The organism is Haematobacter missouriensis, from assembly GCF_000740775.1.
In the GTDB taxonomy this organism is placed as follows: domain Bacteria; phylum Pseudomonadota; class Alphaproteobacteria; order Rhodobacterales; family Rhodobacteraceae; genus Haematobacter; species Haematobacter missouriensis.
The window spans coordinates 132,354-157,358 of sequence record NZ_JFGS01000004.1; the positions used below are offsets into that span (position 1 = coordinate 132,354).

A 25,005-nucleotide genomic window follows, 5' to 3' on the forward strand; every position below is an offset into this window, starting at 1 on the left:
TCCACCCCAATTCGGGGAGCTTCGGGTAATTTCCGGGCAGATTTCCCGTGTTTCGACAGAAAACCTGCCGTTCCGCCACCGTGATCGGGCGCATCGCACCCGCAATCCGGAAAACGACGCCTTCGCGGTCGCGCCGCAGTGTCTCATCACAAACCCTCGCTCTTTCGGGCTTTTCCTTGACAGCCCCCATAGGCCGCTCCATCCTTCCATCACCCATCTTTACGGACAGGCAGAGGAGGAGGACCTCATGAACCTCGACCTCTCGCGCCGGGGCTTTCTCAAGCTGGCGGGCGCGGGTGTGGCGGCAACATCTCTCGGGGCATTGGGCTTCGGAGAAGCGGAAGCGGCGGTACGGGCGCATGTGCGACCCTTCAAGCTCGCTACGCTGACGGAGGTGCGAAATACCTGCACCTATTGTTCGGTGGCCTGCGGCATCCTGATCTATGCGAAGGGCGACGTCCGCAAGGGCGAGGCATCGGAAGTCATCCATATCGAGGGCGACGCCGACCATCCCACCAATCGTGGCACGCTCTGCCCGAAGGGTGCGGCGCTCAAGGATATCGTGAAGGCGCCGACCCGCCTGACCGAGCCGAAAATCCGCCGCCCGGGCTCGGATCGATTCGAGCCGATAAGCTGGAACGAGGCTCTCGACCGCATCGCCCGCGCGATGAAGGATGATCGGGACGCCAACATGGTCCTGACCAACGAGGTGGGCACTCCGGTCAATCGCTGGACGACGACCGGCTTTCTCGCCGCCTCCGCCACCACGAACGAAACCGCCTGGGCGACGCTGAAGGTCGTCAAGGGCTTGGGTATTGCAGGATTCGACAACCAGGCACGCGTCTGACACGGCCCCACGGTGTCCAGTTTGGGCCCAACATTCGGCCGTGGCGCGATGACCAACTCCTGGACGGACATCCGCAATACCGACCTCGTGGTCGTCATGGGCGGCAACGCCGCTGAAGCGCATCCGTGTGGCTTCAAATGGGTGACCGAAGCCAAGGCGCATCGCGGCGCCAAGCTGATCGTCGTCGATCCGCGCTATACACGCACGGCCTCCGTGTCGGACTATTACGCGCCGATCCGGCCGGGCAGCGACATCGCCTTCCTGATGGGTTTGATCCGCTGGTGCATCGAGAACGACAAGGTCCAGTGGGAATATGTCCGCAACTTCACCAACTCCGCCTATCTGGTGAAGGAGGAGTTCGGCTGGTCCGAGGGACTTTTCACAGGCTATGACGAGGAAAAGCGGGATTACGACCGCTCGAGCTGGGATTACCAGATCGGGGATGACGGCTTCGCGCTGACCGATCCGACACTTCAGCATCCGCGCTCGGTCTGGCAGCTGCTCAAGGCGCATGTGGAGCCCTACACCCCGGAAATGGTGGAGCGGATCTGCGGTACGCCGAAGGAGCGGTTCCTTCACATCGCGGAAATGATCGGCGAGTGTTCCTCTCCCACCAAGACGATGACGTCGATGTATGCGCTCGGGTGGACGCAACATGCCAAGGGGTCGCAGAACATCCGCGGCATGGCGATGCTGCAATTAATCCTGGGTAATATCGGGGTGCGCGGCGGCGGGATGAATGCGCTTCGCGGCCATTCCAACATTCAGGGTCTGACAGACATTGGGCTGATGTCCCACCTGCTGCCGGGCTATCTGAACATGCCGACGGAGAAGGAGGCAGACCTCGCCACATACATGTCCACGCGGGGCTTCAAGCCGCTCCGCCCCGGACAGACGAGCTATTGGCAGAACTACCGGAAATTCTTCGTCAGCCTCATGAAATCCATGTATGGCGATGCGGCGACGGCGGAGAACGAATGGGGCTACCAATGGCTGCCGAAGCTCGACGTGCCCTCTTACGATATCCTGCGGATGTTCGAGCTGATGAACGACGGGCGGGTGAACATCTATTTCTGTCAGGGGTTCAACCCGATCCTCGCCTTCCCCAACCGTGGCAAGACGACATCGGCACTCTCGAAGCTCAAGCTGCTCGTGACCATGGATCCCCTGGAGACGGAAACGTCGAGGTTTTGGGAAAACCATGGCGATTTCAATGATGTGGATACGGCATCCATCCAGACGGAGGTAATTCAGCTTCCCAGTTCCTGCTTTGCAGAGGATGAGGGCTCGCTGACGAACTCCGGACGCTGGCTGCAATGGCACTGGCCGGCCCAGCAACCGCCCGGACAGGCCAAGCACGATACCTGGATTCTGGCGCAGCTCTACATCCGCATCCGGGATCTCTATCGCGCGGAGGGTGGTGTCCTGCCGGAGCCGATCCTCAACCTGGACTGGCGCTATGCCGATCCGGGAGCACCGACGGCGGAAGAACTGGCCCGCGAAATGAATGGGCGGGCGCTGGTGGATCTTGCCGATCCGGCGGACCCGACCAAGATTCTCGTCCGGGCTGGGCAGCAGGTGCTGAACTTCAGCCAGCTCCGCGATGATGGGTCGACCTCGTCGGCGTGCTGGATCTATTCCGGTTGCTGGAACGAGCAGGGCAACAACATGGCCCGGCGCGACAATTCCGACCCGGATGCCACCGGCACCTATCTGAACTGGTCCTTTGCCTGGCCGCTGAACCGCCGAACGCTCTATAACCGCGCCTCGGCGGACATGCAGGGCAAGCCCTGGGATCCCACGCGCAAGATCATCGAATGGGATGGGGCGAAATGGTCGGGCTACGACATACCGGATATCGGCGTCACGGCTGATCCTTCCATCGTGGGACCTTTCATCATGAACCCGGAGGGATCGGCGCGGCTGTTCACCCGCGGGATGATGCGGGACGGGCCGTTCCCCACGCATATGGAGCCGTTTGAATCCCCGATCCCGAACGTGTTCAACGCGCGGATGCGGGGCAACCCGGTGGCGCGGGTGTTCCAGAACGACGTGGCGACCTTCGGCACGTCGGACGAGTTCCCCTTCGTCGCGACTTCCTACCGGCTGACGGAGCATTTCCACTACTGGACGAAGCACAACCGGATCAACGCCGCGTTGCAGCCCCAGTTCTTCGTGGAAATCTCTCAGCAGCTTGCCGACGAACGCGGGATCCGTGCGGGAGGCTGGGTGCGGGTGTGGTCCAAGCGGGGCGAGGTGAAAGCCAAGGCGCTGGTGACCAAGCGGATCAAGCCCCTGATCTGTGATGGCAAGACAGTGCATGTGGTCGGCATACCACTGCACTGGGGCTTTACCGGCGCGGCGCGCAAGGGCTTCGGCCCGAACTCGCTGACGCCATTCGTGGGGGATGCGAATGTCGAGACGCCGGAATTCAAGGCGTTCCTCGTGAATATCGAGCCCTCGACTGCTCCGGTGGATGGGAGACCCATGACATGACCGACAGTCCGAGAACCGCCGTCTCCAACCCGCCGGTGCAGCCAATGGAAGCGAACCTCGGTCCGGGCGACGTGATCCGCCGCTCGGCCACCCCCGCCTCCGACCTGCCGCCGCCGACACGCCAGCTCACGCCCGTGGCCAAGCTCATCGACGTGTCGAAATGCATCGGCTGCAAGGCCTGCCAGTCCGCCTGCGCGGAATGGAATGACACTCACCCAGAGATCGAGGAAAACACCGGCCACTACGAAAACCCGCATGACCTGACGCCCGAGATGTTCACGCTCATGCGCTTCACGGAGTGGGAAAATCCCGCGACGAATGAGTTGGAATGGCTGATCCGAAAGGATGGCTGCATGCATTGCGCCGACCCGGGGTGCCTGAAGGCCTGCCCCGCCCCCGGCGCGATCGTACAATATTCCAATGGCATCGTGGATTTCATTCACGACAACTGCATTGGCTGCGGCTACTGCGTCACGGGATGCCCGTTCAACATCCCCCGGATCTCCAAGACCGACCACCGCTCCTACAAATGCACGCTGTGTTCGGACCGGGTGGCGGTTGGACAGGGCCCTGCCTGCGCCAAGGCCTGCCCGACGCAGGCCATCGTCTTTGGCACGAAGGATGACATGGTTGCCCATGCGGAGGAGCGGATCGAGGATCTGAAATCCCGGGGCTACGACAATGCGGGTCTTTATGATCCGCAGGGTGTAGGCGGAACCCATGTGATGTATGTGCTCCACCATGCCGATCAGCCCTCGATCTATTCCAACCTCCCGACGGATCCGCAGATCTCTCCGGTGGTGAGCGGATGGAAGGGTCCGGCCAAGACAGCCGGCCTTGCCGTCATGGGGTTGGCGGCGGCGGGTGCGGCGCTGCACGGCCTGTTCGGCAAGGCGAACAAGGTCCACCCTGAGGATGAGGCGGAGGCAGAACGGCTGGTAAGAACGGGCACCACGCCTGCCGCGCCGGAGGAGCGGGGATGACCGTGTCACGCTTGCCGAGCTGGAGCAGGATCCTGGGCAGTTCGAAGTTGGCCGGGGAGGGTCGGCGATGAGGAAGCCAAGGCGCGTCTATTCGCAATCCGGCGACCGCATCGAGGAGATCGGCCCTCCGGTGGAGGTCCGCCGCTATGGACCGGTCACCCGCGCGAACCACTGGATTACCGCGCTGTCGCTGATCCTGCTGCTGCTCTCAGGGCTGGCTCTGTTCCACCCGTCGCTGTTCTTCCTGACCGGGCTGTTCGGCGGCGGGCAGACGACACGCTGGATTCATCCGATCATCGGCATCATCCTGTTCGTGAGCTTCTTCATCCTGTTCTTTCGGCTCGTCCGGCTGAACCTGCCCCGGCGGGAGGATGTGGTCTGGGTCAGCCACATCAACGACCTGCTGAAGGACGAGGAGGAGAAGCTGCCGGAGCTTGGCAAATACAACGCCGGGCAGAAATTCATCTTCTGGGCGATGTCGGGCCTGATCGTGGTGCTGATCGTCACCGGCCTGATGATGTGGGAGCAATATACCGCGCATTTCGTCTCCATCCCTGTGCGGCGGGTCGCGACTCTGGTTCACGCGGTGGCGGCCGTTCTCATCATCTGTGTCTTCATCCTGCACGTTTATGCGGCCTTCTGGACGCGCGGCACGCTTTCCGCCATGACGCGTGGCACGGTGACCGGCGGATGGAGCTGGAAGCACCACCGCAAATGGCTGAAGGAGCTGGCTCGACGGAGGCAGAGCGATCCGGCAGAGTAAACAGAGTAGAAGTAAACATATGTGAAGCCGTGGCCGGTCCGGCCCGGGAGGTAGAATGTCCGACCCCAGCCTGAAACCTGACCCCTCCGTCATCGGGGGGATCAGCGTAGCCGCGTTCGTCCGCCCTCTGGATCCGGTGGCGGAGTTCCGTAAACGGGCGGAACGTTTTGCCTTCCTTGCGCAGTCCAGCGATCTGGGGGCGTTTCTCGATTTCCTTGCCGGTCTGACCGTTGTGCAGGCGGAGGTGGCAGAGCGTCTGCCCGCGCAGAAACCGCTGCCCGCCGAAGATATCGCCCGCGCCCGGCAGGCGGCGATGCCACCGATCGACCGGCTCGCCCTCATCGACAGTCCCGAGCTGGCGGAAACGCTGGAGGCGACGCTCACCGCGCTCCGCGACGTGGCGATGCCAGAGCAGGCCCGCGTGGCGCTGGAGGCCGTGATCGAGGCCGATGCCGATGCACGGCGCTGGCTCATCGCGAATGTGATGGCGGAGACAATACCGGAGGAAGCGGCGGCACCCCTTCTGCTGGTGGCCGTCGGTGTGCAGGTGCATCTTGCAAGACTGGCCGCAACGCTGGACGGCGCGGCGCTGGTGCCGATCCGTACAGGCGTCTGCCCTGCCTGCGGCGGACGGCCCAACATCTCCACCGTGGTGGGCACGCCCGGGGCGGAGAATACACGCTATGCCCATTGCGCAAGCTGTGCGACGGCCTGGAACGAAGTGCGGGTGAAGTGCCTGTGCTGCGGGTCCACCAAGGGAATCGGCTACCGCACACTGGATGAGGGCGGCAAGACGGAGAAGGCATCCGTCCGGGCAGAGGTCTGCGACGAATGTCACCGCTGGGTGAAGATCCTCTATCAGACGCTGAACCCGACGCTCGACCCGGTGGCGGATGATGTGGCGAGCCTCGGTCTCGACATCGCCCTTCAGGACAGCGAATGGCGGCGGGGTGCGTTCAACCCGCTGCTGTCCGGGTTCTGAGCCATGGACATGCGCGGGCTGCGGGCCCTGCCCTCTGTCGATCGTCTGTTGGCCACCGCCACCGGCCGCGCCTTGCAAAAGGAGCACGGGCGGCAGCCGGTGACGGACGCGCTGCGCGCCCTGCTGGGTGAGGCGCGGGAGGCCGCCCTGCACGGGGCAGAAGTGCCTGCGGCGGAGGCGCTGCTGGACACGCTCGCCGAGCGGCTCCACGCGGCGGGGCGGAGCGCGCTCCGCCCGGTGCTGAACCTGACGGGGACGGTGCTGCACACCAATCTCGGCCGTGCCCTGCTGGCGGAGGAAGCGGTTCAGGCAGCGGCAGAGGCGATGCGGGCGCCCGCGGCGCTGGAACTCGACCTCTCCACCGGCAGACGGGGCGAGCGGGATGCGCATCTGCGACAGATGCTCTGTGAGCTGACCGGGGCGGAAGATGCGACCGTCGTCAACAATAATGCCGCCGCCGTGCTCATCACGCTCAACACGCTGGGTGCGGGGCGGGAGGCGATCGTGTCACGCGGGGAGCTGATCGAGATCGGCGGGGCCTTCCGCATGCCGGACATCATGGAAAGCGCGGGCGTCCGGCTGCGCGAGGTGGGCACGACCAACCGCACGCATCTGCGGGATTACGAGCGCGCCATCACCGAGGCTGCGGGCATTGTGCTGAAGGTGCATCCCTCGAACTACCGCATCGAAGGGTTCACCGCCTCCGTCGCCGCAGCGGAGCTTGCCCCGCTGGCCCGGCGATCAGGTATGCCGCTGGTCAATGACCTTGGCTCTGGCACGTTGATCGACATGGCGCGGCTCGGCCTGCCGCCGGAACCGACCGTGCGGGAGGCGGTGGCGGAGGGCGCGGATATCGTCACCTTCTCGGGCGACAAGCTGCTGGGCGGGCCGCAGGCGGGGTTCATTGTCGGGCGGGCCGATCTGATCGAGCGGATCAATCGCAACCCGCTGAAACGCGCACTCCGGCTCGACAAGATACGCATTGCCGCGCTGGCGGCGACCCTTCGGCTTTATAGCGACAGCGCGCGCGCTGTGGAGCGGTTGCCGACCCTGCGCCTCCTGCGGCGAGGCGAGGCGGAAATCCGGGCGCAGGCGGAGCGGCTCTGCCCGCAGGTCGCGGCCTTTCTGCCCGAGGGGTTTCAGGCGGCGGTGACGGGGTGCGAGAGCCAGATCGGCTCCGGCGCCCTGCCCGTCGAGACGCTGGCCTCCGCCGGGTTGCGGCTCACCGGGCCGGACGGCAAGGCGCCGGAACGGCTGGCCGCGGCGCTCCGCGCGCTGGATCGGCCCGTGCTGGGCCGGATCGCCGACGGGGCGCTGATCCTCGATCTGCGCTGTCTGGAGGATGACGGCGCGCTGACCGACGCCATGGCGGGTCTGCGATGATCGTTGGCACGGCGGGTCATATCGACCATGGCAAGACCGCGCTCGTCCGCGCTCTGACCGGCGTCGATACCGACCGGCTGAAGGAGGAGAAGGCCCGCGGCATCACCATAGACCTCGGTTTCGCCTATGCCGATCTGGGCGCGGGCGTCACGGGATTCGTCGATGTGCCGGGACATGAGCGGTTCGTTCATACGATGGTGGCGGGTGCCGGGGGCATCGACATGGCCCTGCTTGTCATCGCCGCGGATGACGGGATCATGCCGCAGACGCGGGAGCATCTGGCGATCCTCGACCTGCTGGGCATCCGGCGCGGCATCGTGGCGATCAGCAAATGCGACCTGGCGGAGGAGCCGCTGCTTGCCGCGCGACGGGCGGAGATCACCGCCCTGCTCGCACCCAGCGGGCTGGCGGGCGCGCAGATCCTCGCCGTATCGGCCCTGACCGGCAGCGGGATGGAGGAGTTGCGCCACGCGCTCATCCTTGCCGAAGCGGAAACGCAGACGCGCGCGGCGGAGGGGCGGTTCCGCATGACGGTGGACCGGAGCTTCACCCTGACCGGCGCGGGAACGGTGGTAACGGGAACCGTCCTGTCGGGCCGCGTGGCGCCGGGCGATACCGTCACGATCAGCCCCGCCGGCCTGTCCGGGCGGGTGCGGGGTGTCCATGCCCAGAACCGCGCGGCGGCAGAGGGGCGCGCGGGCCAGCGGTGCGCGGTGAACATCGCGGGCGACGGCATCTCACGCGAAGCGATCCACCGGGGGGACATGCTGATCGCCCCGGCCCTGCACGCGCCGACCCAGCGGATCGATGCCCGGATCCGCGTGCTGGGGGAGGAGCCGAAGCCGCTCGGCACATGGTTCCCCGCCCGCTTCCACTCCGGCGCGGCGGAGGCGGATGCGCGTATCGTCCCGCTCGATGGCCCCCTGCTGCCGGGAGCGTCCGGTCTGTGCCAGATCGTGCTCGACCGGCCGGTGGCGGCGACGGTGGGCGACAGCTTCATCCTGCGGGACGTGTCCGCGCGGCGGACAATCGGCGGCGGCAGGCTTCTCGACCCGCGCGCGCCGCAACGGCGGCGGAGCACGCCAGAGCGGCTGGCGTTGATCCGGGCGGCGGAAGCGGCGGATCCACTGGCGGCCATGCTGCTGACCGAGCCGGGGTTCGTCGCGGCGGAGACGTTCTTTCGGGACCGCGCCCTGCTGCCGGCGGAGACGGAGGCCGTGACAATCGGCAGCGGCGAGACGCGTGTCCTGATGCACCGCGAGCGGCGGGAGGCGCTTGTTACCGGGCTGATCGCGACGCTCGACGCATGGCACGCCGAGAACCCGGAGGCGCAGGGCATGGGGCGCGAGCGGCTGCGCCTCGCCCTGCCCGTCCGTTTGCCGAAGGAGCCGTTCCTTGCCTTTCTGCGGGACGAGGCGGAGGCAGGGCGTATCGTGCAGGACGGCGCTTTCCTGCGGCTTCCCGGCCATGAGATCCGGCTTGACCCCGCGGATGCGGAGCTGCTGGAGCGGTGTCTGGCGGAACTGACGGGGCCTGCCCGCTTCCGCCCGCCCCGCGTCCGCGACCTTGCGGCGCAGTTCGGACTGGATGAGAGGGAAGTGCGGCGCGTCCTGAAGCTCGGCCAGAAGACCGGTCGTGTGGATCAGGTAGCTCATGATCACTTCTTCACGCGTGAGACGGTGGCCGAAATGGTCGCCATTGCGCAGGATGTGAGTGCCGCGTCACCCGACGGTTTCATCGCAGCGGCCTTCCGCGACCGGATGGACAATGGCCGAAAGGTCGCAATCCAGATACTCGATTTCCTCGACCGGCACGGGGTCACCTTGCGGCGGGGTGATCTGCGACGTATCAATCCGCACAGGCTCGATCTTTTCGGGCCCCTGCCTGACAGACTGCCTGACAGACTGCCGGGCACGCCGCCGCAGGCGCCGGAACGCGGAGGAGCATCGTCCCCGGTGGGGCGGCCGGACTTCAACTCCGGTTGGGGCAGCGAGCCTGTCCCGGGTGGGTTCGACTCCCATTCTCCTCCGCCATCCGACCGGACCTGAGCGTCACGTCGCGCAACGTTATTTCCCGCGGCTGTCCTTTGGGCTGGCGTTTTCCACAGGGAAGCGGTAATGCCGCCGCGATATTTCCGGGAAATGTACATGGACCTTCGCAACATCGCGATCATCGCGCACGTTGACCACGGCAAGACGACGCTGGTGGACGAGCTTCTCAAACAATCCGGGGCCTTCCGAGAGAACCAGGCCGTCGCTGAACGGGCGATGGACTCGAACGACATCGAACGCGAGCGGGGGATCACCATTCTCGCCAAGGCGACGAGCGTCGAATGGAAAGGCATCCGCATCAACATCGTGGACACGCCCGGCCACGCCGACTTCGGCGGCGAGGTGGAGCGGATCCTGAACATGGTGGACGGTGTCGTGCTGCTGGTGGACGCAGCCGAAGGACCGATGCCGCAGACGAAATTCGTCACCTCCAAGGCGCTGGCGCTGGGGCTGAAACCCATCGTCGTGCTGAACAAGGTGGACAAACCCGACGCCGAACCGGACCGGGCGCATAACGAGGTGTTCGACCTTTTCGCCGCGCTGGACGCGACCGACGAACAGCTCGACTTCCCCACCATGTATGCCTCCGGCCGTGCTGGCTGGGCGGACATGGGGCTGAACGGGCCGCGCAAGGATCTCTCCGCGCTGTTCGACCTGATCGTGGCGCATGTGCCCGCGCCCGCACAGGTCGCGCGGCGGGACGAGCCATTCCGCATGTTGGCCACCACGCTGGGTTCCGACCCGTTCATCGGGCGCATCCTGACGGGCCGGGTCGAGTCCGGCACACTGAAGGCGGGCGATACGATCAAGGCGCTCTCCCGCACGAACGAGCGGATCGAACAGTTCCGCGTTTCCAAAATCCTAGCGTTCCGGGGCCTTTCGCAACAGCCGATCGACCTCGCGGAAGCAGGTGACATCGTCACCATCGCGGGCATGTCCAAGGCCACGGTGGCCGATACGCTCTGCGCGCTGGAGGTGGAAACCGCACTCCCCGCCCAGCCCATCGACCCGCCGACAATCTCGGTCACCTTCGGCATCAACGACAGCCCTCTTGCGGGCCGCGACGGCAGCAAGGTGCAGTCCCGCGTCATCCGTGAGCGGCTGATGAAGGAAGCCGAGCAGAATGTCGCGATCAAGGTCGAGGACACGCCGGGCGGCGAGAGCTTCGTGGTATCCGGCCGTGGCGAGCTTCAGATGGGCGTGCTCATCGAGAACATGCGCCGTGAGGGCTTCGAGCTTTCCATCTCCCGCCCCCGCGTCATCCTGCGCGAGGAAGGCGGCGAGCGGCTGGAGCCGATCGAGGAAGTCATCATCGACGTCGATGACGACTACACCGGCGCGGTGATCGACAAGCTGACCGGCACCCGCAAGGGTGATCTGGTGGAGATGCGTCCCGCAGGGGCCGGCAAGACGCGGATCGTGGCTCACGTGCCGTCGCGCGGGCTGATCGGCTATCAGGGCGAATTCCTGACCGACACGCGCGGCACCGGGGTTCTCAACCGCATTTTCCACAGCTGGGCTCCTTACAAGGGCGCGATTCAGGGCCGCCGTCAGGGCGTGCTGATCTCCATGGAGAACGGCACCTCCGTGGCCTACGCACTCTGGAACCTGGAGGAGCGCGGCAAGCTGTTCATCGGCGCGCAGGAAGCGGTTTACGAGGGCATGATCATCGGCGAACACAGCCGGGACAATGACCTTGAGGTGAACCCGCTGAAAGGCAAGAAACTCACCAACGTTCGGGCCTCCGGCACGGATGAGGCGGTGCGTCTGACCACGCCGGTGACGATGAGCCTTGAACAGTCCATCGCCTATATCGACGATGACGAACTGGTTGAAGTCACGCCGAAGATCATCCGCCTGCGGAAACGCTATCTCGATCCGCATGAGCGCAAGCGCCAAGCGCGAAGCGAGTGAGTGATAGAAAAGCCCCGCTTCTGCGGGGCTTTTTGCTATTTGGACCATCGCGCCGGCCCGGGGCACAAGTGACCGGAAGGATCAGCGCGGGCAGTTCGGATATATGCCCGATGCCGGCTCAAGGCTGACGGACCAGCACCCTTTGCGACCCGATTATTTGCCTCCTTCTGTCCAGCGCCAGTCTAGGATTCTCTGCCACCGTGCCGGGCGCGGTCCCCCGACGGCAACAACCGCGTCCGCGTGGTGAACAGAAGGACACATACCACCATCAGCGCGGCCGCCAGCAGGAAGGGCGCGCCCGGCAGATGGACGGATGTCCGCCCGGAGGTGAAATGCGCAAAGACCTGCGTCATCACCAGCGGTGAAATAACCATGTTGAGCGCGTTGAGACTGGCCAGAACGCCCTGTAGCTCCCCCTGCTGATCGTCGCGGGCCCGGCGGGACATCACGGCGGTCAGCGCCGGCCCCACCACGCCGCCGAGCGCGGTCAGCGGCGTCAGCGCCAGCGCCAGCGTGCCGCTGGTAATGAAACCGAGCGCCACGAAGGAGGCCACGTCTATGCACATGCCGATGACGACGGTCCGCCCGTCCCCGAAACGGCGGATCATCGGCGCGATCAGAAAGCCCTGCACCACCGCCATGCCGACCCCGAAAACGGCGAGAGAGATACCCACCATCCGGCTGTTCCAGCCGAACTGCGCCTCGCCAAAGAAGGGCCAGACGGCGGGATAGGAAAAGAGCGCGATGCAGTAGAGCAGATAGACGATCAGGAAGCGCGGCAGGCCCGGCAGTCGCCCGATGGCCCGGAACGCTCCGAACGGATTGGCGCGGCGGATGTCGAAGGGGCGGCGGATGCGGTCCGTCACCGTCTCGGGCAACACGAAATACCCGATCACCGCATTGAGCGCCGCGAGCGCCGCCGCGGCCCAGAAGGGCGCGCGTGTGCCGAACTCCGCCAGCCCTGCCCCGGCCAGCGGACCGAGCACGAAACCCAGACCAAAGGCCGCGTTGATGAGGCCGAAGTTCCGGGCCTTGTTCTCCGGCGCGGAGACATCGGCCATATAGGCCGCTGCCGTCGCATGGGTGGCGGAGGCCAGCCCCCCGATCGCCCGCCCGATGATGAGCAGCGTCAGCGTATGAGCCAGCGCCATCAGCATGTAGTCGAGCGCCACCACCAGCAGTGAAACCAGCAACACCGGTCGCCGACCGTAGCGATCCGACAGGGAGCCGAGCACTGGGCCGAACAGGAACTGCATCACCGCAAAGAGCGCGGCAAGCACACCGCCCCAGATCGCGGCATTGGCAAGCCCCTCGTGCGTTACCTCCCGCAGAAGCGCGGGGGTGACGGGAAGGATCAAGCCGATCCCGATCGCATCGATCAGGATGGTCACGCAGATTACCATGACCGGAAGGCGCGACGGCATGCCTGTCCCCGAATTGCCTCACCCACTCGGCCAAGGCCGATCACTCAGGCTTCTATGCGCGGGAGCAGGGACAAGCAAATGCCAGCATGGCGATTGCGCCCCGTTTGCGCGGAATGTGACCATCCGGTGCCGCTTCCAAAGGGAAAGGCATCAGCTCGCGGATATGGCGGGGGCACGAGGCAGGCATGATCCGCCCGCCTTCAGGTTTCATGCCCCTCCGGCAGATGTCGCTCACCGCTGCCTGGCGGCAACCGTCACCTCCAGCGGAAATGCCTCACACCATCAACCGTCGGCACGGATACGTGCGTTCGTCGGGTCGTAGGGACTGTCCTGCGTCACTTCGGCGGGCCAGAGCCTGCCCCCCATCCGTACTTCCAGCCGGGTACCGGGTGTGGCGAGAGCCGGCTCCACATATCCCATGCCGATGGATTTCCCGAAGGCCACCGACCAGCCGCCGGAGGTGAGTCGCCCCACAACCCTACCGTCCAGCCAGAGCGCCTCGCGCCCCCAAGGGTCCGCATCCTCCGGCCGGTCGATCAGAAGGGTGACGCAAGTGGCACGCAGAGGGGCTGCCTCCATCGCCTGCCTGCCCTGAAACTGCTTGGAGAGATCGACGAAACGCTCCACCCCGGCCTCAAGCGGTGTCGCGTCGCGACCGAGTTCCGTTCCGAAAGCGCGGTAGGATTTCTCCTGCCGGAGCCAGTTCTGGGCCCGGGCGCCGACCAGCTTCATCCCGTGCGGCTCGCCCGCCTCCATCAGCCTGTCCCAGAGGTAGGTCTGCATCTCGATCGGATGGTGAAGCTCCCACCCAAGCTCTCCGGTATAGGCCACCCGGATCGCGCGGACGGGGCACATGCCCAGCTCCACCTCTCGCATGGAAAGCCACGGGAACCTCTTGTTAGAAAGCGCGGTTTCCGGCTCCGCATCACGGATCAGGGTCTTGAGAATGTCGCGCGATGCAGGCCCCGCCAGCGCGAAGACACCCCATTGCGTCGTGATATCGTGAATGTCGATCCAGCCGAACTCCGCCCTCCTGTCCTCGGCGCATTTGCGCAGCCAGTCGCCGTCATACGCCGCCCAAGCCCCGGCAGAAACGAGGTAATAGGCATCCTCCGCAAGCCGCACGATGGTGTATTCCGACCGGACGGTGCCCGTGGGGGTGAGCGCGTAGGTCAGCCCGATCCGCCCCACCTTCGGCAGGCGGTTGGTGGTGAACCAGTCGAGAAACGCTGTCGCGCCGGGACCACGGACCAGATGCTTTGCAAAGGCGCTCGCGTCGATCAGCCCGGCGGCCGAGCGAATCGCCTCCGCCTCAGCTCTTGCATACTGCCACCAGCCTCCGCGACGGAAACTGCGCGCGGCATGATCGTCGAAACCGGGGGGCGCGTAGTAGTTCGGCCGCTCCCAGCCGTTGACCTGACCGAACTGCGCACCCGCCGCCTTCTGCCGGTCATAGGCCGGGGCGGTGCGCAGCGGACGGGCAGCTTCCCGTTCCTCATCGGGATGATGAAGGACGAAGACATGCTCATAGCATTCTTCGTTCTTGCGGACGGCATACTCGGTGGTCATCCAATCGCCGTAGCGTCGCGGATCGAGGCTCGCCATATCGATCTCCGCCTCCCCCGCCGTCATCATCTGGGCGAGGTAATGGCCCGTGCCGCCCGCCGCCGTGATCCCGAAAGAGAAGCCCTCCGCCAGCCACATGTTGCGCAGGCCCGGCGCGGGACCGACCAGCGGGTTGCCGTCGGGCGTGTAGCAGATGGGTCCGTTGAAGTCGTCCTTCAGCCCCGCCGCCTCGGACGAGGGAATACGGTGGAGCATGGCGGCGTATTCCTCCTCGATCCGGTCGAGGGCGAGCGGGAACAGGTCTGCCCGAAAGCTTTCCGGCACACCGTAGGCGAACCGCGCGGGGGCACCCCGCTCATAGGGGCCGAGGATCCAGCCGCCGCGTTCCTCCCGCACATACCATTTCGCATCCGCGTCGCGCAGGACGGGATGCTCCGGGTTGCCCGCCTTCCGCCACTCCACCAGCGCGCGGTCTGGCTCCGTCACGATATACTGATGCTCAACCGGAATCGCGGGGATCTTGATGCCGAGGAGCCGCGCCGTACGCTGCGCATGGTTGCCGGTCGCCGTCACCACATGTTCGGCGGTGATCTCCACCCGCTCCTCCGAGGGGATGAGGTTCCCGCCCCGCTCCACCATCTTCGTGGCGGTGACCACCCATTCCCGCCCCGTCCAGCGATAGCCGTCCACCTGCCAGCGCCGCTCGATCGTCGCGCCGTGCAGCCGCGCGCCCCGCGCCATGGCCTGCGTGACATCGGCAGGATTGATGTAGCCGTCCGTCGGGTGGAAGAGCGCGCCTTTCAGATCCTCCGCACGGACCAGCGGCCAACGCTCCGCGATCTGCTGCGGGGTCAGGAACACGTGTTCGATACCGACCGCCTCCGCCGTGGCAGAGTAGAGTCGGTATTCATCCATCCGCGCCTCCGTCTGCGCCATGCGCAGGTTGCCGACGATGGCGAAGCCGGGGTTCAGGCCCGTCTCCGCCTCCAGCGTCTTGTAGAAGCGGACGGAGTAGTCGTGGATATGGCTGGTCGCGTAGCCCATGTTGAAAAGCGGCAGAAGCCCCGCCGCGTGCCAGGTTGAGCCGGACGTCAGTTCATCCCGCTCCAGCAACATTGTGTCCCATCCCGCGCGGGCGAGGTGATAGGTGATGGCTGTGCCGACGGCGCCACCACCGACGACAAGGGCTCTGACATGGGTCTTCATGATACGCGTCCTGTGCGGGAAGATTCTGGCACCATGCGATGCCGCCGCGCGGACTGATGCCGTCGTCCCGACGCTTCTCGGTGGGAAAGCGACACTGCGCCGCCACGGGGCTGTTGACCGGCCGGCATCCTCCCGGCATCCTGACCCGAAATGCGCCGCTTCCGTGGGAAGCCGGTTTCTTTTCGCCTTGCCGCAACTCCCGGCTTGAAATCCGTCGCGAATGAGCGCATCTAAACCCTGCCCGCGATTTGTGCGGGCGATCCCCATTGGAGTGAACATGGCCAAGGAAGAACTGCTCGAATTTCCCGGCGTCGTGAAGGAACTCCTGCCGAATGCGACGTTTAGGGTCGAGCTGGAAAACGGCCATGAAATCATCGCGCATACGGCAGGCAAGATGCGCAAGAACCGGATCCGCGTCCTTGCGGGCGACCGCGTTCAGGTAGAGATGACGCCCTACGATCTGTCCAAGGGCCGGATCAACTACCGCTTCAAGTAATGCGCCTGATCCTCGGATCGGCCAGCCCGCGCCGGAAGGAACTTCTGGCGCAGCTCGGGCTTCGCCCCGATGCGATCCTGCCCCCCGACATCGACGAGACCCCTCGTGCGCGCGAACTGCCGCGGCCCTACTGCGCCCGGATGGCGCGCGAAAAGGTCATGGCCGTGACCGCCGCGCCGGAGGATGTCGTGCTCTGCGCGGATACCACTGTGGCGCTGGGCCGGCGAATCCTTGGCAAGCCCGCCGATGCGGCGGAAGCGGCGGCCTTTCTGGTCGCCCTTGCCGGGCGCAGGCACAAGGTCATCACCGCTGTCGCCGTGCGTCGAGGCGAACGGCTGTGGGAGCGGGTCGTGGAAACGACCGTGCAGATGAAGCGGCTCTCGGACATCGAACTGAACGGTTATCTTGCCAGTGGCGAGTGGGAGGGCAAGGCCGGAGCCTATGCGATCCAAGGCCGCGCGGGCGCGTTCATCCCTTGGATCCAAGGTTCATTTACCGGCGTCGTCGGCCTCCCCGTGGCGGAAACGGCGCAGCTTCTGACCGCCGCGGGCTGTTCGCTACGGGAGGCGGCATGAAGGGACGCGTGATCCTGCTCGACCATTGGCAGGGCCGGCCCGCCGCCGCCCTGCTCATCGACGGACGGCTTGAGGATTTCCTCGTCGATCCGCCGGAAGATGCAGGCCCGCAACCGGGCGCGATCTGCCGCGGCATCGTCGATCGCCAGATGAAAGGCCAGGGCGGAGTTTTCCTGCGCCTGCCCGATGGGCAGAAGGGGTTTCTCCGTCAGGCGGGCGGTCTCTCCCCCGGTCAGAGTCTGATCGTTCAGGTCTCTGGCTGGGCAGAGCCGGGCAAAGCCGTCCCTGTGGGTACGCGCCTGCTGTTCAAGAGCCGCCTTGCCATCGTCACCCCCGGCGCGCCCGGCCTCAACGTCTCCCGCGCCATCCATGATGCCGATGTGCGCGAGGCGCTGACAGCCATGGCGGAGACGGCTATGGGCGGAGCGCCGGAGGATTTCGGTCTCGTGCTCCGTACCGCCGCCGCCCGTGCGGAGGAGGCGGAGATCGTCGAGGATATCGCCGCGATGCGCAGCCTCGCCGAAGCTGTGATCGCCGATACCACCGGCGGCCCCGAGCTTTTGGTGGAAGGTGCAGGCGCCTGGGACATCGCATGGCGGGACTGGTCCGATCCTCCCGCCGACGAGGTGGACGATGCGGTCGGTGCCTTTGTCCGCTTCGGGGTGGAGGAACAGATCGCAGATGCTCTCTTGCCGACTGCCGTTCTTTCGGGAAGCGGCAGCTTGTATGTGGAGCCGACGCGCGCCCTCGTGGCCGTGGACGTGAATACCGGGGGCGACACCAGCCCCGCCGCGGGCTTGAAGGCCAATATCGCCGCCGCCCGTGAATTGCCGCGCCTGCTCCGGCTCAAGGGGCTTGGCGGACAGATCATTGTCGATTTCGCGCCCATGCCAAAGAAGGACCGGAGCGCCCTCGAACAGGTTCTGCGCGCCGCCTTCCGCGCGGAGGGCGGAGAGACCAGCCTTGCCGGATGGACGCCGCTGGGCAATTTCGAACTACAACGCAAACGCGAGCGCCTGCCCCTGGTTTCCGGCCTCGCCTGAGGAGGCTGCCATGCCCTGCCCGATCTGCGGAAAACCGGCGGTGGAGAAATACCGCCCCTTCTGTTCGCGCCGTTGCGCCGACATCGACCTTGGAAAATGGCTGACTGGCGCCTACACGATTCCGGCGACCGAAGAGGACGCCCCGGACGAGGATGACCTCGACACACGGTCAATGGCGGACCCAAAAGAAATCCGTCATTGAGCGGCATTTGCCTCTGGACAGTCTCTCCGGGCTCACTTAAACACCGCTCCACCGGCGGGCGAGCCCACCGGACGGTGCCCAGATAGCTCAGTTGGTAGAGCAGCGGATTGAAAATCCGCGTGTCGCTGGTTCGATTCCGGCTCTGGGCACCATAAAGATCAAAAAATATCAACAATATCATTGGTTTAAGCAGTGGATGATTTTTTCAGTCCACCCTTCAGACCACCTTTCGGCGCGCGCTTGGCCGATGTGTTTCGCTACCCTGTGAGACTTCGGACCGTGCCCGGACATCGGGATAGCTATCCCGAAGTCCGCAGTCCGCAATTTCAACCGGACGAAAAAATCTGCGCGTGAGAGGGAGGCGGGTCGGCAACATGTGCCCGAGCCGGAATCCGGACTACCCCCCCCTCCGTCGCCGCTTGCGGGAGCAATACCCTGCACTCTATGTGGCGGCATGAAATACGCCCTTGCCCTCATCGCCCTTCTTGCCGCGCCCATTGCAAACGCCGCACTGTCACCATCACGGGAACGGCGAGCGTCATCGACGGCGACACAATCGAGATACACGGCCAGCGCATCCGACTGCATGGCATCGACAGCCCGGAGGGGCGGCAGCGGTGCCAGCGAGCCGGGCAAGAATGGCGATGCGGGACAGAGGCCGCGAATGCGTTGGCCAGGCTCATCGACCGCTCACCTGTCACCTGCGTCGAGAAGGACGTTGACCAATACGGCCGCATCGTCGCCACCTGCTCTGTCCGGGGAACAGACGTGAACCGCTGGATGGTCGCGAACGGATGGGCCGTTGCCTATCGCCGTTACTCCCGCGCCTATGACGACGACGAGCGCGAAGCCCGCAGCGCCCAGCGCGGAATATGGGCCGGTGAGTTCCAGATGCCTTGGGATTGGCGCAAGGCACTGAGACGATAGGCTCTCTGCCTCAATGGCAGTGCACTTCGCCGCGCTTCTTGTCCATGTGGCAGCATTTGCCCGGTGGGGATGACTTCCTGCACCCGCCGCCATGGGCGGATACCGGGGTGGAAACGCCGACGGCGAAAACCAGCGCCAACGCGCATGCAAAAACAGATCGAATCAATTCGGTTCCTCATATATCATGGGGAACCTAACGGGCTGTCCACAATGGACAAAGCACCGCGCTGGGCGAGGCCGTCAGTCTGTGGCAGGGCAATTACGGAACCGTCTTGGTGGCGCGGTAGGATTGGATGGCTGCCATGAACTGGTTGAGACGGCGCGTCTCCCAGCTCCTGCTTTTGGCTTCCACTGTCAGGCGAAGCGAGTGCATCAGCATCAACCTTTCGACGGCATCCAGCCCGGCAAGCGCTGCGCACTCTGGTCGGAATTCCTCTGGGGTTTCATCGCTCATGGCTTCATCCCGGCCAGTTCCATACCGTCGATGACGGCACCCATGAATACCTCCGCCAGTTCCAGCGTGAGGGCGACAGCCCATTGGGCGCTCTCTCCTTCGCTGGCACCCGTATTGCTCTCCAGAGCCAGCCGTGCCGCCGTGACGAGGCCGGAGGCGGTGTAGGCAAAGCTGACGGCCCGTTCGGTCCTGTCGATATAGGCAATGTCGCTGTCGGTAATCATGTCCTGTCCTCCTGTGGATCGGCTTGGGCGTGAACGATGCAGCCGGTGCCGAACACCAAGGCGCGGGCCTCGGCCCAGAGCGCCGGTAGCTCGTTGTGGCTGGGCAACCGGCCCTCCCCGCGCAAACCACTGCATGACAGGCGTGTCCTTGCGCGGCACGGCAGCGCCGCCTTGGGGGTGCGGGTCCACCTCGGACGGTAACGGGCGGGCCTCCGCATCCGGGAAGGTATGGCGATGGATGAAGCCTGCCAGCGGCGCGGCAACGGCTACGTGAACGAGGGTGCGGCGCTTCATGACCGGGCCTCCTCACTGTGCGTCACCATCCCGCCCCCATTCATCAGGTTGCGCGTGTGACGCAGCGCGGTCCGCATGTAGCTTCGGGCCTCCCGGATCGGCTGCGGCAGCGGATGGCGGCTTTCGGTCGCGTCCAGCGCCAGCGCGAGGCAGTCGTGGATTTCGTGAAGGGCGGCAGCGGGCAAGCCGGGGCCGTTGCCCGGAATGGGGTTACGCATGGTCAGGCTCCTTTCCAGAGCGATGGTCTGGGATTGGGTGCGCCGGGGCGCTGGTCAGACAGTGGCGCGCAACTCTGCGCGCAAGGCATCGAGGCGGCGCCAGTCGCAGGGCTCCAGCCGGTCTTTGCATTCGATCAGGAAGATTTCCGCACGGACTTCCTCAGCCGGGCGCGCCGTGTCGGCGATGCGGGCCATTTCCGCCGCGACACTTGCAGCGATGGCAGCAACCCGCTTCACGTCCCACCAGGCGTAGCGCAGCGCACGGGCGAGCTTCTGGCGCAGCGGCTCCCGCGAACCGGCAAAGCGGCGCACGATGGTCCAGGCGGCTTTCATGATGGCAGAACGGTCGTAAGTCATTTAAGTAACCCCGTTTGCATATTCGCTTACTGTGTTATAGTTATGATACAGGGTTAGCGAATAGCCAATAACCATGTTAGCGATTTATCTAACGAGGTAGGCGAATGAGGCCGGAACAACTCAAAATGGCTCGCGTGGCGCTGGGCTTGGGGGTGAGGGAGCTAGGCGAGGTGGCAGGCGTGTCCTTCACAACCATCAGCCGCTTCGAGACGGGCAAGAGCGGCCTGCAACTCTCTACGGCAGACGCACTGCGGAAGGCCCTCGAAGCTCAGGGCATCCAGTTCCTCGAAAGCGGACAGGTTGCGACCGGGCCGGGCGTGGCATTGGGGGCGAAGCAATGATGCGCCGATCAGCCCTTTTGCTCGCGACAGCAATGCTTGCCTCCCCTGTCGGTGCTCAGGGCATCTCGCCGGGCGCCGCTATTGCGATGGGCCAAGCCGCGTTGGAGCAAGGAAAGGTCGCGGCGGAGGCTGCGAAAAATGCTGCGAAAAAGTTCGAGGAAATCACCGAAAAGGGGCAGGATTTCCCGTCTGAGGCCGAATGCCTAAGTGTCCTTCAGAGCGCTGCCAACGCGACGCGTCTGGTCGTGAACATCATGCCGTTCTCCTCCGTCCAGACGCTGGAGGACGAACGCGGTCCCGTCCTTCGGTATCGTCTCCTCCTGAATGGTGAGAAGCACGTCGGACAGGTTTACTGTCAGGGGAGCAAATTGACGGGAGAGCAAGCCGAGTGGGTGAACGGCTCCACTCTTTCGGATAACTCTCCGGCTTCGACGATCGATGCGGCCATGGGGGTCTTTGCCCTGAGCTATCTGCGAGGAGATTTCGGCTCGAAGTCCACGGAGGAAGGTCGCGGTGTCGAAGATAAGGGTGCGCTCTCCAATTCACCGCCGCCTGAATCGGCGCCTCCTGCATCATCCAGCCGACCACTGACGAGCGGAGAAAAGGATGCAGTTCGCGTCGCGGTGCAATCTTGCTGGAGCGCGGGTTCGCTGTCATCGGAGGCACAGCGCGTCATCGTGACTGTCGGCGTGAACATGACGCAGAGCGGCACTCCCGAAGGCGGCTCAATACGCATGATCGGGTATGAGGGAGGGTCGGAAGGCGCGGCGCGGCAGGCTTTCGAGGCAGCGCGTCGCGCCATTCTCCGGTGCGGGAGCAAGGGCCTTCCGTTGCCTGAGGGGGGCTATGAGCAATGGCGCTCCCTTCAGTTCGTGTTTACTTCGGAGAACATGCGGCTGAAGTAAAGCTAGACCGACTCCAAAAATCCGGCAGCCCACAAACACCCCATAGGGCGGGCTGCCGATGTTAGGGTAATCTCAGGGAGGCACCCGGCAGGCCCTGACAGTCCATGACAGGCGGGTGCACGGGCGCGTATCGTGCAGCGATGCCGCATTCTGGCTAACCCTCTCTCGCGCGCGTATTGGTCGCCCAGCGCAGGCTATCAGCCCATCCCCGCGCGGGCGCGTAGTGCTGCGAGAATGCGGCATGACCACGAAGGTTAGATACTCAAACATCACAATCTTTGCGCTTGCCCGAATCAGCGGAGTCACGCGACCGTGACAGCGTTGGTTAACGGGGGATTTGAGCATGAAAGCGTTTGCGCTGGCGGCTTTGGCCGGCATGGCGGCCATGGGTTCTGCGGGTCAGGCGGGAACAGTTTTACGCTACGACTATCAGGGGCATGATCTCGTACCGACCATCTGGTCAGAATGGGCGCAAGAAGAGGGAATCCTAATCTGCGAAGGCGAATGCACTACTCGCCCTGGCATGACAGGGTGGATCGAGATCGATGTGGATAAGATCGCCCCCTACTGGATCACCGACATGACGTTTCGTCAAACGGCAAGCAATATGCTCGGGGTGCAACAAACCATCGATTATACCATCTACGTTGATGAGAAGCCGCAAACGGTTACCTTCTCGAAGAACTGCGCAGATTTGGAATGGTCCGATTGCAGTGTTCCACTGCCCGACTGGCTAAACTTTGAATTCTATGGTCTGATGCCGTCTGACGTCGAAACGATCGGCACCCATGACTACGCTTACGAGTTCTCCTTCAGCATAGATAGCATGTGGAGGATATCGTCCTGGTTCGCGCTTGCGGGCGGAAACTACCACGTCTGCGGCGGGATACTCAGCTCAAACACCGGGGTCGAATCCTGCTACGATAGAGACGATCGACGCCTCTATGACTCGTATAATGATGCTGACGTGCCGCTCTTCGCCGCGGACCAACCGGGCACTTGGAAAGCAAGCGTTATCCCCGCTCCCGTTCCCCTGCCCGCCGGCGCCCCGCTCCTGCTGGCCGGGACGGCTGCCCTGTTCGGAATGGCGAAGCTTCGGCGGCGTTCATCGCGCGACCATCAAGCCTAGCTCATCGTTATTTCTACCTGCGCGCATGGGGCGTGGGCGCAACGCCTATCACCCCATGACGAGGCGCCGCTTCGGGCAAGTCAACTTTTGTTAACCCCATCCCGGCAAGCCTCGGCTCTCCACTGCGCCCAGCGCCGCCGCTGTGCTTCGCGGATGCGCTCCAGCCCTTCGGGCGTTCTGGCCCCGGTAGACATGCCGCCGTGAAACTTGCACCGCTTCTTGCCGGGCTCCGACTTGCACCGGCAGGACGTGCCTTTCCGTGTCTTGGCATTGCACCGCACCTGAAGCTTAGCCCGCTGCGCCTCGCGGCGCTGGGCGTCACGCGCCTGCCATGCCACCACCTGCGCCATGAAGGCGGCTTCCCGCGCCCTGTCCTGCGCCTCCATCCGCGCGCGCCAATCGTCAAGCCCAGCGCCCACGCGCGGTTCATCCGGCAGCGTCAGCACCTCGGCCATGCGCCGCACGGCCCATGCCCTCCGGTCCACCTTGGCCTTGCACTCCCAATAGCTGACAGCATGGCGACCGATGCCGACGCGCTGGGCGAGAGCCCCCTGCGACAGCCCGGTGCCCCTGCGGATGGCGGCAAGCTCGGCCCCGGTCATGCCTTGCGCTCCTGCATGGCACGCTTGCGGCAGCCGGTGGAGCAATAGACGGCATCGGCGCGACGATAGAGCGGCACGGGACGGCCGCAGCGTGGGCAGGTCCAGCCATCGCGCTTGAGGTTGGCCAGCACGGCACGGGCGCGGGCAAGGCGGGTTCTGGGGCAGCCCGTAAAGGGCGGCAGGCGGCTGGTCCACATCTCGGCAATCACCACAGGGCGACCGTGTTCGTTCTCGTCATAGGACAGGCCGAAGGGGTCAGGTCCGGGCATGATGCCTCCCGTCATCTAAAAATGGGGGTTAAAGGCGGTCGAAGGCATTGGTGCGACAGGCCCAGCGAGAACTAACCGGATCATGCCGCCCTCCTGCGCCAGTTGCCGACTGTCTGTGGGCTGCATCCCACGCGCCGGGCAATCTCCCGATCCGACAGGCCGGGTTCGGTCGCCAGAAGATCCAGCACGGCGGCGCGGCGCTGGGCCGGACGCTGGGGTTCGCCCCTCGCTGGGGACTGCATCCCTGCGGCTATGGCCTCGAAGTCGGCGCGCATGGTGGCAATCAGCGCCTCATCATCGTGAATATCGCGCGTGAAACCCCGGTCATTCAGATGCGCCAGCCAGTCCAGCCGGGCGCGCATCCCCTCGATGGTCGGGGCGGGCGTCCGGTCCATATGGCGCTCAAGCGCAGCCTGCCGGGCGCGGACATGGGGCGGCGGGTCATGGTATGGCTCGAAGGCGATGCGGTCGGCAGTCAGCTTTTCCCATGCCGCATGTTCGGCCCAGATGCCTTGCAGGGTATCGGGATGCGGAGAGGCCGCCTGAATGGCCTGCCACATGGCCGGGGTCGGATTGCCAGCTATCCAGCCCTTGAAGCTATCCCCACCCTCTCTGAGCGGGGCCAGAGCGCGGCGCAGGCGCTTTTCCAGATCGGTCGCGGCGAACACCGCCTTTTCTGATCCATATTCGGCAAGCAGTTCCTGACAGCGCGCCAGCCGCTTGGCCTCCCGATCTCCACGGCGGCGGGCTTGCTCGGCCTTGTAGCCCGGTTCCCGCTCCTCCATCCAATCCGCGAACCCCGCGAAGGGATTGCCCGCCTGTGACGGCGTTGCCGTCGCGGTGTCCAGTTTGGACAGGGCATCTTTCAGAGACAGCCCAGCGCGTGCGGCCAGCACCTCGGCCTTCGCCTTTGCGGCCAGCCGTTCCCCTTCGGTCTTTGCGCCGTCCATCAGCGCCCTGACCTTGCGCAGCTTCTCCATGTCCAATGTGAACGCGTGAACGGTCATGCCGCGCCACCGTTTCCGTCATGGCAATGAGGGAAGCTGTCTGGCTGCACCCACGCCCGGCAGATACCGCAGAACAACCGCCCGTCTGGCCCGTGGCGGCCCCATACCGAAAGCTGGCGCCAGTCATCGAGTCGGACGATGCGACCTGTCCATGTGACCGGGTTCCCCGCGATGGATCGGCCATGCCGGAACATGTCGTCATCATCCCGCGAAGGGGCCGGAGCGCTGGGCGACGGGGTGAAGGGCAGCACGGGGGCTGACGCCGGGTTTTCGGCCCGCTGCACCGCTACATCCGCTACTTTCGCTACATTCGGTCGATTTGTAGCGGGTGTAGCGATTGTAGCACG

23 protein-coding genes, 2 tRNA genes and 1 pseudogene are annotated in these 25,005 nt (G+C 65.0%); 17 read left to right on the plus strand and 9 right to left on the minus strand.

Features of this window, described 5'->3' with window-relative positions:
* Positions 1 to 247: 247 nt before the first annotated feature.
* The 8 genes and pseudogenes from fdnG to typA all read left to right on the plus strand — a co-directional run bounded on the left by fdnG (position 248) and on the right by typA (position 11,419).
* Positions 248 to 3,343, plus strand: a complete 3,096-nt coding sequence (gene fdnG, locus CG51_RS06295; protein ID WP_088233401.1) for a formate dehydrogenase-N subunit alpha — start codon at positions 248 to 250, stop codon at positions 3,341 to 3,343.
* A complete protein-coding gene (gene fdxH, locus CG51_RS06300) occupies positions 3,340 to 4,326 on the plus strand; it encodes a formate dehydrogenase subunit beta (RefSeq protein WP_035743204.1) in 987 nt (328 codons plus the stop codon). Before fdnG ends, fdxH begins: the two co-directional genes overlap by 4 nt.
* Positions 4,327 to 4,393: 67 nt before the next feature.
* Positions 4,394 to 5,089 (plus strand): formate dehydrogenase subunit gamma, encoded by a 696-nt coding sequence (locus tag CG51_RS06305; RefSeq protein ID WP_035743206.1) that lies wholly within the window; start codon positions 4,394 to 4,396, stop codon positions 5,087 to 5,089.
* 55 nt (positions 5,090 to 5,144) lie between these two features.
* A complete protein-coding gene (gene fdhE / locus CG51_RS06310) occupies positions 5,145 to 6,071 on the plus strand; it encodes a formate dehydrogenase accessory protein FdhE (RefSeq protein WP_035743208.1) in 927 nt (308 codons plus the stop codon).
* 9 nt (positions 6,072 to 6,080) lie between these two features.
* Positions 6,081 to 7,454, plus strand: a complete 1,374-nt coding sequence (gene selA / locus CG51_RS06315; protein WP_084695073.1) for an L-seryl-tRNA(Sec) selenium transferase — start codon at positions 6,081 to 6,083, stop codon at positions 7,452 to 7,454.
* Positions 7,451 to 9,247 (plus strand): annotated as a pseudogene (gene selB / locus CG51_RS19460) (selenocysteine-specific translation elongation factor); the annotation flags it as partial. The gene selA and the pseudogene selB, both read left to right, overlap by 4 nt.
* A gap of 144 nt (positions 9,248 to 9,391) precedes the next feature.
* Positions 9,392 to 9,487 (plus strand) — tRNA-Sec (locus CG51_RS06335).
* 114 nt (positions 9,488 to 9,601) lie between these two features.
* Positions 9,602 to 11,419 (plus strand): translational GTPase TypA, encoded by a 1,818-nt coding sequence (gene typA / locus CG51_RS06340; protein ID WP_035743296.1) that lies wholly within the window; start codon positions 9,602 to 9,604, stop codon positions 11,417 to 11,419.
* A gap of 182 nt (positions 11,420 to 11,601) precedes the next feature.
* Here typA and CG51_RS06345 read toward each other — a convergent pair whose 3' ends face one another.
* Positions 11,602 to 12,843: a TCR/Tet family MFS transporter gene (locus tag CG51_RS06345; RefSeq protein ID WP_051930138.1), complete on the minus strand. Its 1,242-nt coding sequence runs from the start codon at positions 12,841 to 12,843 to the stop codon at positions 11,602 to 11,604.
* Between the two features lie 282 nt (positions 12,844 to 13,125).
* Complete coding sequence (locus CG51_RS06350) at positions 13,126 to 15,615, minus strand: GcvT family protein (RefSeq protein WP_035743219.1); 2,490 nt, start codon at positions 15,613 to 15,615, stop codon at positions 13,126 to 13,128.
* 277 nt (positions 15,616 to 15,892) lie between these two features.
* Between CG51_RS06350 and infA the strand changes: the two genes are divergently transcribed.
* The 6 genes from infA to CG51_RS06380 all read left to right on the plus strand — a co-directional run bounded on the left by infA (position 15,893) and on the right by CG51_RS06380 (position 18,858).
* A complete protein-coding gene (gene infA, locus CG51_RS06355; RefSeq protein WP_035712727.1) occupies positions 15,893 to 16,111 on the plus strand; it encodes a translation initiation factor IF-1 in 219 nt (72 codons plus the stop codon).
* The gene (locus tag CG51_RS06360; protein ID WP_035743221.1) at positions 16,111 to 16,686 is read left to right on the plus strand and encodes a Maf family protein; all 576 of its coding nucleotides are present in this window, start codon (positions 16,111 to 16,113) and stop codon (positions 16,684 to 16,686) included. Before infA ends, CG51_RS06360 begins: the two co-directional genes overlap by 1 nt.
* Positions 16,683 to 17,729 carry a ribonuclease E/G gene (locus CG51_RS06365; RefSeq protein ID WP_035743223.1) on the plus strand — a complete coding sequence of 349 codons (1,047 nt, stop codon included), beginning with the start codon at positions 16,683 to 16,685 and terminating at the stop codon, positions 17,727 to 17,729. Before CG51_RS06360 ends, CG51_RS06365 begins: the two co-directional genes overlap by 4 nt.
* Positions 17,730 to 17,739: 10 nt before the next feature.
* Positions 17,740 to 17,931, plus strand: coding sequence for a DNA gyrase inhibitor YacG (locus CG51_RS06370; protein WP_035743225.1), 192 nt, complete (start codon positions 17,740 to 17,742; stop codon positions 17,929 to 17,931).
* A 76-nt stretch (positions 17,932 to 18,007) separates the two neighbouring features.
* Positions 18,008 to 18,083 (plus strand) — tRNA-Phe (locus CG51_RS06375).
* A gap of 292 nt (positions 18,084 to 18,375) precedes the next feature.
* Positions 18,376 to 18,858, plus strand: a complete 483-nt coding sequence (locus tag CG51_RS06380; RefSeq protein ID WP_051930140.1) for a thermonuclease family protein — start codon at positions 18,376 to 18,378, stop codon at positions 18,856 to 18,858.
* 259 nt (positions 18,859 to 19,117) lie between these two features.
* Here CG51_RS06380 and CG51_RS06385 read toward each other — a convergent pair whose 3' ends face one another.
* From CG51_RS06385 to CG51_RS06400, 4 genes are read right to left on the minus strand one after another with little or no spacing between them, the layout of a single operon-like run.
* Positions 19,118 to 19,312, minus strand: a complete 195-nt coding sequence (locus tag CG51_RS06385) for a hypothetical protein (protein ID WP_035743227.1) — start codon at positions 19,310 to 19,312, stop codon at positions 19,118 to 19,120.
* Complete coding sequence (locus CG51_RS19960) at positions 19,309 to 19,830, minus strand: hypothetical protein (protein WP_143412825.1); 522 nt, start codon at positions 19,828 to 19,830, stop codon at positions 19,309 to 19,311. Before CG51_RS19960 ends, CG51_RS06385 begins: the two co-directional genes overlap by 4 nt.
* Positions 19,827 to 20,048: a hypothetical protein gene (locus CG51_RS06395; RefSeq protein ID WP_035743231.1), complete on the minus strand. Its 222-nt coding sequence runs from the start codon at positions 20,046 to 20,048 to the stop codon at positions 19,827 to 19,829. Before CG51_RS06395 ends, CG51_RS19960 begins: the two co-directional genes overlap by 4 nt.
* Positions 20,049 to 20,102: 54 nt before the next feature.
* On the minus strand, positions 20,103 to 20,405 hold the full coding sequence (locus tag CG51_RS06400) for a hypothetical protein (RefSeq protein ID WP_035743233.1): 303 nt from the start codon (positions 20,403 to 20,405) through the stop codon (positions 20,103 to 20,105).
* Between the two features lie 104 nt (positions 20,406 to 20,509).
* Here CG51_RS06400 and CG51_RS06405 point away from each other — a divergent pair, with 104 nt between their 5' ends.
* The 3 genes from CG51_RS06405 to CG51_RS06415 all read left to right on the plus strand — a co-directional run bounded on the left by CG51_RS06405 (position 20,510) and on the right by CG51_RS06415 (position 22,780).
* Positions 20,510 to 20,746, plus strand: a complete 237-nt coding sequence (locus CG51_RS06405; protein WP_035743235.1) for a helix-turn-helix domain-containing protein — start codon at positions 20,510 to 20,512, stop codon at positions 20,744 to 20,746.
* A complete protein-coding gene (locus CG51_RS19070; RefSeq protein WP_143412824.1) occupies positions 20,746 to 21,651 on the plus strand; it encodes a hypothetical protein in 906 nt (301 codons plus the stop codon). The genes CG51_RS06405 and CG51_RS19070 overlap by 1 nt, the downstream gene beginning before the upstream one ends.
* 343 nt (positions 21,652 to 21,994) lie before the next feature.
* A complete protein-coding gene (locus CG51_RS06415; RefSeq protein ID WP_035743236.1) occupies positions 21,995 to 22,780 on the plus strand; it encodes a VPLPA-CTERM sorting domain-containing protein in 786 nt (261 codons plus the stop codon).
* 80 nt (positions 22,781 to 22,860) lie between these two features.
* Here the strand turns inward: CG51_RS06415 and CG51_RS19075 are convergent, their stop codons facing one another.
* From CG51_RS19075 to CG51_RS06430, 3 genes are all read right to left on the minus strand, one after another.
* Positions 22,861 to 23,382, minus strand: coding sequence for an HGGxSTG domain-containing protein (locus CG51_RS19075; RefSeq protein ID WP_051930144.1), 522 nt, complete (start codon positions 23,380 to 23,382; stop codon positions 22,861 to 22,863).
* Positions 23,379 to 23,651 carry a hypothetical protein gene (locus CG51_RS06425; RefSeq protein ID WP_035743237.1) on the minus strand — a complete coding sequence of 91 codons (273 nt, stop codon included), beginning with the start codon at positions 23,649 to 23,651 and terminating at the stop codon, positions 23,379 to 23,381. Before CG51_RS06425 ends, CG51_RS19075 begins: the two co-directional genes overlap by 4 nt.
* 80 nt (positions 23,652 to 23,731) lie before the next feature.
* Entirely contained in the window at positions 23,732 to 24,658 is a 927-nt protein-coding gene (locus tag CG51_RS06430; protein ID WP_035743238.1) for a helix-turn-helix domain-containing protein, read from the minus strand.
* Positions 24,659 to 25,005 lie beyond the last annotated feature (347 nt).

Coding starts and splice junctions, on each gene's coding strand:
- fdxH (WP_035743204.1), top strand. CDS start 3,340: ATGACCGACAGTCCGAGAACCGCCGTCTCCAACCCGCCGGTGCAGCCA.
- CG51_RS06305 (WP_035743206.1), top strand. CDS start 4,394: ATGAGGAAGCCAAGGCGCGTCTATTCGCAATCCGGCGACCGCATCGAG.
- fdhE (WP_035743208.1), top strand. CDS start 5,145: ATGTCCGACCCCAGCCTGAAACCTGACCCCTCCGTCATCGGGGGGATC.
- selA (WP_084695073.1), top strand. CDS start 6,081: ATGCGCGGGCTGCGGGCCCTGCCCTCTGTCGATCGTCTGTTGGCCACC.
- typA (WP_035743296.1), top strand. CDS start 9,602: ATGGACCTTCGCAACATCGCGATCATCGCGCACGTTGACCACGGCAAG.
- CG51_RS06345 (WP_051930138.1), bottom strand. CDS start 12,843: ATGCCGTCGCGCCTTCCGGTCATGGTAATCTGCGTGACCATCCTGATC.
- CG51_RS06350 (WP_035743219.1), bottom strand. CDS start 15,615: ATGAAGACCCATGTCAGAGCCCTTGTCGTCGGTGGTGGCGCCGTCGGC.
- infA (WP_035712727.1), top strand. CDS start 15,893: ATGGCCAAGGAAGAACTGCTCGAATTTCCCGGCGTCGTGAAGGAACTC.
- CG51_RS06360 (WP_035743221.1), top strand. CDS start 16,111: ATGCGCCTGATCCTCGGATCGGCCAGCCCGCGCCGGAAGGAACTTCTG.
- CG51_RS06365 (WP_035743223.1), top strand. CDS start 16,683: ATGAAGGGACGCGTGATCCTGCTCGACCATTGGCAGGGCCGGCCCGCC.
- CG51_RS06370 (WP_035743225.1), top strand. CDS start 17,740: ATGCCCTGCCCGATCTGCGGAAAACCGGCGGTGGAGAAATACCGCCCC.
- CG51_RS06380 (WP_051930140.1), top strand. CDS start 18,376: ATGTGGCGGCATGAAATACGCCCTTGCCCTCATCGCCCTTCTTGCCGC.
- CG51_RS06385 (WP_035743227.1), bottom strand. CDS start 19,312: ATGAGCGATGAAACCCCAGAGGAATTCCGACCAGAGTGCGCAGCGCTT.
- CG51_RS19960 (WP_143412825.1), bottom strand. CDS start 19,830: ATGAAGCGCCGCACCCTCGTTCACGTAGCCGTTGCCGCGCCGCTGGCA.
- CG51_RS06395 (WP_035743231.1), bottom strand. CDS start 20,048: ATGCGTAACCCCATTCCGGGCAACGGCCCCGGCTTGCCCGCTGCCGCC.
- CG51_RS06400 (WP_035743233.1), bottom strand. CDS start 20,405: ATGACTTACGACCGTTCTGCCATCATGAAAGCCGCCTGGACCATCGTG.
- CG51_RS06405 (WP_035743235.1), top strand. CDS start 20,510: ATGAGGCCGGAACAACTCAAAATGGCTCGCGTGGCGCTGGGCTTGGGG.
- CG51_RS19070 (WP_143412824.1), top strand. CDS start 20,746: ATGCGCCGATCAGCCCTTTTGCTCGCGACAGCAATGCTTGCCTCCCCT.
- CG51_RS06415 (WP_035743236.1), top strand. CDS start 21,995: ATGAAAGCGTTTGCGCTGGCGGCTTTGGCCGGCATGGCGGCCATGGGT.
- CG51_RS19075 (WP_051930144.1), bottom strand. CDS start 23,382: ATGACCGGGGCCGAGCTTGCCGCCATCCGCAGGGGCACCGGGCTGTCG.
- CG51_RS06425 (WP_035743237.1), bottom strand. CDS start 23,651: ATGCCCGGACCTGACCCCTTCGGCCTGTCCTATGACGAGAACGAACAC.
- CG51_RS06430 (WP_035743238.1), bottom strand. CDS start 24,658: ATGACCGTTCACGCGTTCACATTGGACATGGAGAAGCTGCGCAAGGTC.